The organism is Fulvivirga sp. (assembly GCF_040220315.1).
Taxonomy (GTDB): domain Bacteria; phylum Bacteroidota; class Bacteroidia; order Cytophagales; family Cyclobacteriaceae; genus Fulvivirga.
In genome coordinates, this window is record NZ_JAVJUY010000370.1 from 1 (window position 1) to 7,695 (window position 7,695).

The following is a 7,695-nucleotide window of genomic DNA, read 5'->3' on the forward strand; positions in this document are numbered from 1 at the left end:
GGGTGCCCCTATTCTGGTACTCATTTACGGGGTCTGGTCTGTTTTTAATGATTTTTATATATTCATCTATGATGAAGTTAGGTATCATGTAAAAGTAAGGCAACCACTTTACCCAAAGTATCGCAATATTTTAAATCAATACTGTGCTTATTACAAGGTACTTTCAGCCAGCGACAAAATTGAATTTGAGCGTAAACTGAGGAGATTTATGTACTCAAAAAAGTTTATTCCCAGAGGAATACCGATGGTTACACCAGAAATGCGGGTATTAATTTCGGCATCAGCCATACAGCTTACCTTTCGTTTACCAGAAATTTACTTGTCTAATTTTGATAAAATTCTCATTTATCCCAATGAATACTACTCACACATAAATAAACGCTATCATCTAGGCGAGGTAAATCCACGCGCTGGAATTATTGTATTGTCATGGAAAGCGTTTGTTCAGGGATATGGAGACCTTAGGGATTCTTACAATCTGGGTATTCATGAAATGGCGCATGCCATCCACTTCGAGAATAGGATAAAAAATGAGGAGTTTGAGTTTTTAAATCGAGAAGCACTTTTCGCATTAGATAAAATTACCATGCGAGAATTAGAGCATATCAGGGCAGGGAAAGACCATTTGCTGAGAGCCTATGCCGGTACCAATGAGTATGAGTTTTTTGCGGTTTCTTTGGAATACTTTTTTGAACAGCCTCAGGAACTGAAGCAGGCACATCCCGACCTCTACGAAACGCTCAAAACTCTCCTTAATCAAGATCCTTTGAAATTGTATAAATTTGATCTTCTTTAATTTTTATAAAATGAATTGGAACGAACTTCTGTCAAGTCAAAGAGGCGCAGATAAAAAAGCACAACATGAAAAAGGAAGAAGTGCCTTTGAGCAGGATTTTGATAGAATCGTTTTCTCCTACCCATTCAGAAGACTGCAAGATAAAACCCAGGTTCATCCGCTTCCAGAGCACGATTTTGTACATACAAGGCTTACACATAGTTTGGAAGTGTCAAGTGTTGGTAGGTCATTGGGTAAGCGAGTTGGTGAAGTTATTTTAAATAGAAATAAATCACTTTCTGATCAGTACTCAGTTCATGATTTTGGAGCAATAGTGGCAGCAGCTTCATTAACGCATGACATTGGTAACCCACCTTTTGGTCACTCGGGCGAAGATGCTATTTCAGAATTTTTTAAATCAGGGCCGGGTAAGAAATATGAAAGCCAGGTTTCTAAATTAGAATGGGCCGACCTTACAAACTTTGAAGGCAATGCACAGGGCTTTAGAATTTTAAACAAATCACGTTATCAAGGCATTCAGCTTACTTATGCAACATTGGCAGCTTTTAGTAAATACCCAAGACAATGCCTTATTGCTAATCAGGATAAAACAAGGCGAAGCCAAAAGAAGTATGGGTTTTTTCAAACAGAAAAAGAAATATTCAAATCGATAGCAGAAGAAACGGGCTTGCAATCTTTAGGTAATTATACATGGACTCGCCATCCACTGGCATTTTTAGTGGAGGCTGCCGATGATGTATGTTATCACCTTATTGATTTGGAGGATGGCTGTAGATTAGGATTGGTTTCTTACGAACAAACTGTTGAGCTATTCGCTGGCATTCTAAAAGACAAATTCAACAAAGAAAAGCTGGAGCGCATCGATACGAAAGATGAGCGCATTGGAATATTAAGAGCGATGGCCGTTGGCCAGTTGATTAATGAATGCTCGGAGCTTTTCCTTGATAATGAACAAGGTCTAATGGATGGTTCATATGATATTTCTTTAACTGATAGTGTGCCCAGCAATTCAGTGCTTGAAGAAGTAATTTCCATTTCCATCCAGAAGATATATCGATCCAGAAATGTGATGGAAACAGAAGCTGCCGGTTTTGAAGTGTTGCCAGGTTTGCTAGAAGTGTTTACCGAAGCAGTGGTGAATAAAGATAAAGCTTCAAAAACGAAAAAAGACAAAGCTATTGAAAGGCTATTACCACCTGAAGTGCAATTGGATTTAAGCCAGAATGATGGTCGTATTTATCACCAACTTTTGTGCTGTGTCGACTTCGTTTCAGGGCTTACCGATAGGCATGCCATATCGATGTTCAGGAAGATCAAAGGTATCTCCCTTCCTAATGCCTGAATAGGACTTTTTGAATTATAGATTCATGTGTATTAAGTGTTTTTTACCTGTCACATGGAATTCTCATAAACTTTAAGTAACCTTTGATTGGCATAATATAGGTTACCTAAAGTTTATGCTCATTTCAGGGTAAAATCATTACCTTTGTGCCTTCATTTTTGCTATGTGGACAAAGCTTAGTCATATTATTATCAAACAAAGGTTAGTACTGGTATCAATACTGGTGCTAATCACTGCATTTATGGGCTATCATGCTCGCAATGTGGAGATGAGCTATGACTTCATGAAAACCGTGCCGGCTGATGATCCGGATATGGTGGAATTTCAAAAGTTTAAAGAGCTATTTGGTGAAGATGGAAATTTGGTGGCTCTTGGTGTGTTAGACAGCTCAGTCTATGAATTAGACAATTTCAAGAAATTCAGTGAGCTGAGTAAACAGCTGAATAGTATTGAGGGGGTTAATAGTGTTTTAAGCTTACCATTAATTAAACGTCTTGAAAAAAATACCGTTAAAAAGCGCTTTGATGTAGTTCCAATTTTTGGAGATAATATAGCTTCATCAAAAGATGAATTTGATAGCCTCTTACAGTTGGCTCATGATCAAAAGTTTTACAGCGGCCAGTTGTTGAATGAAGAGAATGGGGCCACACTTATACTCGTATCCATTAATCGTGAAGTTTTAAACTCGCCAAAACGACTTGAGCTTACTGCGGAAATTCAAAAATATGGAGCAGTATTTGAAGAAATAACTGGCATAGAGCTGCATTATGCAGGCCTACCCTTTGTCCGATCAGTAGTGGCAGGAAATGTACGGAATGAAATGCAGATGTTTCTCATCCTTTCTGTAGTGGTAACTGCCATCATACTTTTTGCATTTTTTAGAACATGGGATGCCGTTGTTTTCCCTATGACAATCATTGCAGTAGTAGTGGTTTGGGTAATGGGCTCATTGGCTTTGTTTGGATATAAAATCACCATCCTTACTGGATTAATTCCGCCTGTCATTGTCGTCATTGGTATACCCAACAGTGTATATCTCTTAAATAAATATCATCAGGAATTTGAGCAACACGGCAATAAAGTAATGGCCATAAGCCGAGAGGTGCGTAAAATAGGGTTGGTAACACTCATTACAAACTTTACCACAGCGGTTGGCTTCCTGGTATTAATGAGTACAGATATTACCATTTTAAGAGAATTCGGAATTATAGCAGGTATAAACATTATGGCAACATTCCTTGTCAGCATCATTTTAATACCTGCAGTATTTTCGTGGCTTCCATCACCCGGAGGTAAACAGCTAAAGCACCTTAGGTTCAAAGGAATTGATTTTGTGCTTACTCAAATGGATATTCTGGTGCATAGGCATAGAATAGCCATTTATTCGGTGACAGTTGCCTTGATAGTTATTTCTGCAATTGGTATGTACAAGATTGAGGCTATCAGTTATATGGTAGACGATATTCCGGCAAAAAGCCAGATCAAGAAAGACCTTCGGTTTTTCGAAAAACATTTTAGCGGCATTATGCCATTGGAATTTATTGTTGATACTCAAAAAAGGCGTGGTGTAATCGATTTAGATAACCTTGAAAAGCTGGAGGAGCTGGAAAGTTTTCTGGGTGAACAGCGCGATATCTCAAAACCGGTGAGTGTGGTTAGTTTTGTGAAGGCATCCAAGCAGGCTTTCTATAATAATAACCCCGCACGTTACAGCCTGCCAAGTAATAGAGAAAAGAATTTCATCTTACGCTATATGCGTAATCAGGAAGATAGCACAGGTCTTTTCAATTCATTTGTTGATTCTACGCTAACCAAAATGCGCATGAGCATGCAAATCGCGGATGTGGGTTCACATAAAATGGATTCTCTGATTAAAGGGGTGGTGCAGCCTAAAATAGATTCTATCACTGCCGGAACGGATATGAAAATTAGCGTGACGGGGACTACACCATTATTTATTAAGGGGAATAAATTCTTAATTAAAAATTTATGGTTTAGCCTTTGCCTGGCATTTATCATTATTGCCATAATCATGGCCATGCTATTTGCCAATTTTAGAATGATCGTAATTTCACTCATTCCAAACGTAATTCCTTTAATGATTACGGCAGGCATAATGGGCTTTGCGGGCATTCCGTTAAAACCAAGTACGGCATTAATTTTTAGTATAGTGTTTGGTATATCAGTAGATGATTCCATTCACTTCTTAGCCAAATACAGGCAGGAACTATTTGCTAACAAATTCTTTGTGCCCTTGGCCATAAGTAAAAGTTTGAAAGAAACAGGGGCAAGTATGATGTACACATCCATCATACTATTTGCCGGCTTTATAATATTTGTCTGGTCAGATTTTGGTGGAACGGTAGCGTTGGGAATTCTTACTTCCATCACATTGTTGATAGCCATGATCACCAATCTAATTTTACTTCCTTCTTTACTGATGACCTTTGATTCAGGAAAAAGAAGAAAGGATGTTCATCCTCTTATAGAGCAATATGACGATGGCTTCTATCAGGAAGATGAAGATGAGGAGATTGACCTGGACCTAATTAAAGTTGTCAATAGTGAAGATTCTGACAACAAAGAAAATAATTCATAAACATAAAGGTAAGTAGCGGTGAAGTATAAAGAGTATAAAGGACTCAACTATGCTGAGGTAGCAAACGAAGTACTAGACTTTTGGAAATCGAATAAAATATTTGATAAGTCAATTTCTACGCGAGAAGGAAATCCAACTTTTACATTCTATGAAGGTCCACCTTCTGCTAATGGAACCCCTGGTATTCACCATGTGATGGCACGGGCAGTAAAGGATATTTTTTGCCGATACAAAACACTTAAAGGGTTTCAGGTAAAAAGAAAAGGTGGTTGGGATACCCACGGCCTTCCTGTTGAACTCCAGGTAGAAAAAGAGCTTGGCATTACCAAAGAGGACATAGGCAAAAAAATCTCAATAGAAGATTATAATAAAAAGTGCAAAGAGACTGTAATGAAGTTCAAAGATCAGTGGGATGACCTTACTGAGAAAATGGGCTACTGGGTTGATTTGGATGATCCTTATGTGACTTTCGAGAAAGATTACATGGAGTCGCTATGGCATATACTAAAACAACTTTATGATAAAGGGTTAATTTACAAAGGCTACACAGTGCAGCCGTTTTCTCCTGCAGCTGGTACAGGCCTTAGTTCACATGAGTTGAACCAGCCAGGAACTTATAGAGATGTAAAAGATACTTCGGTCACATCTCAATTTAAGGTGAAGAAAAATGACCGATCAGCATTCTTGTTTGAATCAGAAGATGAAGATGTACGCATTTTGGCATGGACAACCACACCATGGACATTGCCATCAAACTGTGCTTTGGCAGTGGGTGAAAAAATTGATTATGTAAAGGTAAAAACCTATAACCCTTACACCCATGAGCCGGTGTCTGTAGTTCTGGCGAAAGATTTAGTGGCTAAGCATTTCAACTCAAAGGCAGATGCTATTGAACTTGTGGATTATAAAGCTGGTGATAAGTTAATCCCTTACAAAGTAGTTCAAACATTCAAGGGTAGTGACATAACTGAAATTAGATACGAACAACTTCTGCCTTACGTTACTAATGAAGATTTAGAGTCAAATGCCTTCAGAGTTATACCCGGAGATTTTGTGACAACTGAAGATGGTACTGGCATCGTGCATACGGCATCCGTTTTTGGTGCAGATGACTTTCGTGTAGCTCAACAAAATGGCGTTCCTGCTGTAATGGTAAAAGACGAGCAAGGCAATGATGTTCCATTAGTGGATAAGCAGGGAAGATTTGTAAAAGAAGTAACAGACTTTGCTGGCAAATATGTGAAAGAAGAATATTACGATGATGAAACACGTAATAATCCTGATTTCAAACCAACGGATGTTTTGATAGCCATCAAGTTGAAGGAAGAAAACAAAGCCTTCAAGGTTGAGAAATATGAGCACTCGTACCCTCATTGCTGGAGAACTGATAAGCCAGTGCTTTACTACCCATTAGACTCATGGTTCATCAAAACAACAGCTGTTAAAGATGATTTAGTAGCTCTGAATAAGACAATCAACTGGAAGCCAGAGTCTACCGGTACTGGTCGTTTTGGCAACTGGTTGGAGAATTTGGTAGACTGGAACTTATCAAGATCAAGGTTCTGGGGGACACCATTGCCAATTTGGGTTTCTGAAGATAAAACAGAACAAAAATGTATTGGCTCTTTAGTTGAATTAAAGGAGGAGGTTGAGAAATCCATCAAAGCTGGATTTATGACGGAGTCAATCTCTGACGACTTTGATTTACATAGACCTTATGTGGATGATGTTGTGCTCGTATCTGATTCTGGGCAGAAGATGTTCCGCGAACCTGATTTGATTGATGTGTGGTTTGATTCTGGCGCCATGCCTTATGCACAATGGCACTACCCTTTTGAAAATGAGCAAACATTTAAGGCGAACTATCCGGCAGATTTTATTGCTGAAGGTGTAGATCAGACTAGGGGTTGGTTCTTTACACTGCATGCCATTGCGGTCATGCTTAATAAGAGTGTGGCATTCAAAAATGTAATTGCCAATGGCCTTGTGCTGGATAAAAACGGCAACAAAATGTCCAAGCGTTTAGGCAATGCAATTGACCCGTTTAAAACACTGGCTGAATACGGGCCTGATGCTACACGATGGTACATGATTTCCAACGCCAACCCTTGGGATAACCTTAAATTCAATATTGAAGGGGTTGCTGAAGTACAAAGAAGATTCTTTGGTACACTTCATAATACTTATTCTTTCTTTGCCTTATATGCCAATTTAGATGGCTTCAATTATCAGGACGGTGAAATAGAAGTAAGCAAAAGAACAGAAAGCGACCGTTGGATATTAAGTAAACTAAATACCCTCATCTCAAAAGTGGATCAGGCATTTGATGAATATGAACCAACAAAGGCAGCCAGACTTATCCAAGACTTTACAATTGATGATTTGAGTAACTGGTATGTTCGGTTGAACAGAAAGCGATTCTGGAGAGGCGAGTACAACGAAGATAAGAGATCTGCATACCAAACATTATATACTTGTTTGGCAACTATTGCCAAGCTTGCTTCACCTGTTGCGCCATTTTATATGGACAAGCTGTATCAGGATTTGAATGCTGTTACAGGTTTAGATAGAGCTGAGTCTATTCACTTAACTGACTTTCCTAAAGCAGATGAGTCAATTATCGATGAGGATTTAGAAAGTAAAATGAGCCTCGCTCAAACAGTTTCATCCTTGGTGCACTCACTTCGCAAGAAGCATATGATCAAGGTAAGGCAGCCTCTTTCTAAAATCTTAGTGCCGGTTTTAAACAGCCAGTTTAAAAGTCAGGTAAGTGCTGTTGAGGAGTTAATCCGCTCTGAGGTAAACATCAAATCAATCGAGTTTGTAGATGATGAATCTGGCATTCTGGTGAAGAATGTGAAGCCTAACTTCAGAAAATTAGGGCAGGAGTATGGTCCTAAAATGAAGGAGATTGCTGACAAGATAAATCAGTTATCTGCAGAAGATATTGCACAACTT

Annotated in this window: 4 protein-coding genes; all 4 read left to right on the plus strand. The window is 38.8% G+C overall.

The annotated features are described in order from the left end of the window. On the plus strand, positions 1-796 hold a 796-nt coding region (locus RLO81_RS19235), incomplete at its 5' end, for a zinc-dependent peptidase (RefSeq protein WP_350115677.1). A 10-nt stretch (positions 797-806) separates the two neighbouring features. Further along, entirely contained in the window at positions 807-2,138 is a 1,332-nt protein-coding gene (locus tag RLO81_RS19240) for a deoxyguanosinetriphosphate triphosphohydrolase (RefSeq protein WP_350115679.1), read from the plus strand. Positions 2,139-2,379: 241 nt separating this feature from the next. Beyond that, positions 2,380-4,737, plus strand: a complete 2,358-nt coding sequence (locus RLO81_RS19245) for an efflux RND transporter permease subunit (protein ID WP_350115682.1) — start codon at positions 2,380-2,382, stop codon at positions 4,735-4,737. 18 nt (positions 4,738-4,755) lie between these two features. Continuing rightward, a partial coding sequence (gene ileS / locus RLO81_RS19250; protein WP_350115685.1) for an isoleucine--tRNA ligase occupies positions 4,756-7,695 on the plus strand: 2,940 nt, incomplete at its 3' end.

Excerpts from the sequence above, each read along its gene's own strand:
- RLO81_RS19240 (WP_350115679.1), top strand. The coding sequence starts at position 807 with ATGAATTGGAACGAACTTCTGTCAAGTCAAAGAGGCGCAGATAAAAAA.
- RLO81_RS19245 (WP_350115682.1), top strand. The coding sequence starts at position 2,380 with ATGGGCTATCATGCTCGCAATGTGGAGATGAGCTATGACTTCATGAAA.